Raw genomic sequence first — 2,018 nt, 5'->3', positions numbered from 1 at the left:
ATTTAAATGGGGCGTACAACATATTAAGAAAAGCAGTCCTGAACGCTTTTGCAGACGGGATAGAGGGGTTAGGAGTAACTCCAATCAGGTTTACCCCTGGTAAAGTGACTTTGTAGATTTGTCTATAATTTCACAAACTCTACAGCTAAAATTTGATGTTGGGATTAAGAGTTTGAATTTGAGTACCGGGGTAATAAAATTGTAAAATTTGCGAATTTGACCAACCTAATTTAGCTAAATTTTGCGCCCCGGTCTGACTTAAACCAACCCCATGGCCCAGTCCACCACCAATAAAAGCATATCCCCATAAATCTGCTGCACCTTTATTGAGGGGTTCTATATAAAACAGGGTACTTCTGGGAGCAGCAAAAGCGCTACGAATCTCGTCTTTCTCCAGGGTAAAAGTGCCGATATCTGTCTTCACCCTCAGTTCCAGAATCCTCCCACTGCGACTACGCTTGACTATAGACATAGCCTCAACGGTGTTAAATTTGGCATAGGGACTATTTTTGATTTCCAGGAATCTTTGTAACAGTCGGTTAATATCATCAATGGGAGTCTCCTTGTGCCAACGAAAGGTATTCCAAGTACTTTCGTTAAATCCTTCCCGGCGATTAATAAACTCACGAAAGTTGGTTTCATCAGCTAAACTCTTTAAAGATAAATCCCACAAGTTGGTCGCAGCATCTACTACCGGGCGCAAATAAGGACGATCTTCACCATTCCAAACATCACTAAAGTAGCCAGTAACGCCCCCAGTAGTGGAAGAATACAGGGCATCCACTAACTGATTATTGTAAGTTAAAATCATCCCCCTGGTAGCGGCGATCGCTTCATCGGTACTGGGTGCGGTTCCACTCCAACCATAATAAACTTGACAGTGAGTATCCGCACACAATTGATAGTTATCAGTGACAAACCTCCGCAAATTCCTTAAAGCATAAGTGCGGGCGAGAATTGCTTGGGCTTCTACCGCTGCAGTGGGCGCATTTATACCAATTTCGTGAGGTACAACCCCACGCAAATAGCTTTCTAAAGCTACTTCATTCACTAAAGTATATGTACCATAGGCGTTGGGCTGTAAAGTCAGTCTTCCTGGATATAAACGATTATTTTCCAGTTTCTCCCCTCTTCTGACTCGAATTAATTGTTTATTTGTGCTAATTTCTAAATGATTTGGGCTGTAACGCTTGCCGTTGACTTCCCAAGTAACTCTGGGTACTTCTGGTAAAATCTTAGTGTCGATATATGCCATCTCCTTTCCAGCAGTCCGCACACTCTGGAATAGTAAACGTCGCAGTAAGGGAGTATTATAAACATCCCGTTTCGCCCAAACTTGCCACCTTTCCGGTTGGGCTATTTCCACCTCTATTCCCCGGGAACGCCAACTTTTGGCACTGTCTTCTGCAGTTTCAAAGGTGCGGTACGTGCCTAAAACTACTACCTCCTCCACCTCAAGCTTCGGTAAGGACTCCATGACTGTTTCTAGCTTGACTGGGTTCTGGGTAACTAGGGTTTTTTCCTGATTACCTGCTGTAAATCTTAGCTGTAAGCGATCGCCAGCTGTTGGTTCCAGTTGCAACTTAACTTGAGGATCCTCCCCAAATCGTTGCACAATGCCAATTCTCAGTTCTAAATCCTGATTTTTGCTCTCAACAGCTGAAGCACCAGTCAAGAAAACCAAGGAAACTGTTGTCACTGCAGTGGCGGAAAAACGCCATAACCTAGACTTCATAATAGTCATCTGATTCTTACCAATGCCAAAAATGCTAACCATTACTCAGATTTTCGTCATGTTTCCACCTTAATCTAGAAATTAATAGACCTTTTATGCTTAGAAAAATTGTCACAATTATTTTAGGTGCTGCAACAAACAGAGGTCTACAATAATTTAATGAATTTATAGTCATTTATGTACATTTGTAGTATAATATTATGAATGTACGATCATTAAATGAATGAAACTATCTGATTATGCAAAAAAGGTAGGGATAAGTTATAGAACTGCGTGGCGTTGG

1 protein-coding gene is annotated in these 2,018 nt (G+C 41.7%); it reads right to left on the bottom strand.

What is annotated here, in order from left to right; translation table 11 throughout:
• Window positions 1-145: 145 nt before the first annotated feature.
• Window positions 146-1,777: a SpoIID/LytB domain-containing protein gene (locus NWP21_RS17215; protein ID WP_280793613.1), complete on the bottom strand. Its 1,632-nt coding sequence runs from the start codon at window positions 1,775-1,777 to the stop codon at window positions 146-148.
• Window positions 1,778-2,018: the final 241 nt, after the last annotated feature.

The sequence above is a fragment of the Anabaenopsis sp. FSS-46 genome (assembly GCF_029891665.1).
Classification (GTDB): domain Bacteria; phylum Cyanobacteriota; class Cyanobacteriia; order Cyanobacteriales; family Nostocaceae; genus Anabaenopsis; species Anabaenopsis arnoldii.
The sequence above is the reverse complement of the archived record's forward strand: the minus strand, read 5'-3'. Positions and strand labels throughout refer to the sequence as shown.

Bases quoted from the DNA above. Each gene is read 5' to 3' on its own strand.
- NWP21_RS17215 (WP_280793613.1), bottom strand. From the start codon at position 1,777: ATGGTTAGCATTTTTGGCATTGGTAAGAATCAGATGACTATTATGAAG.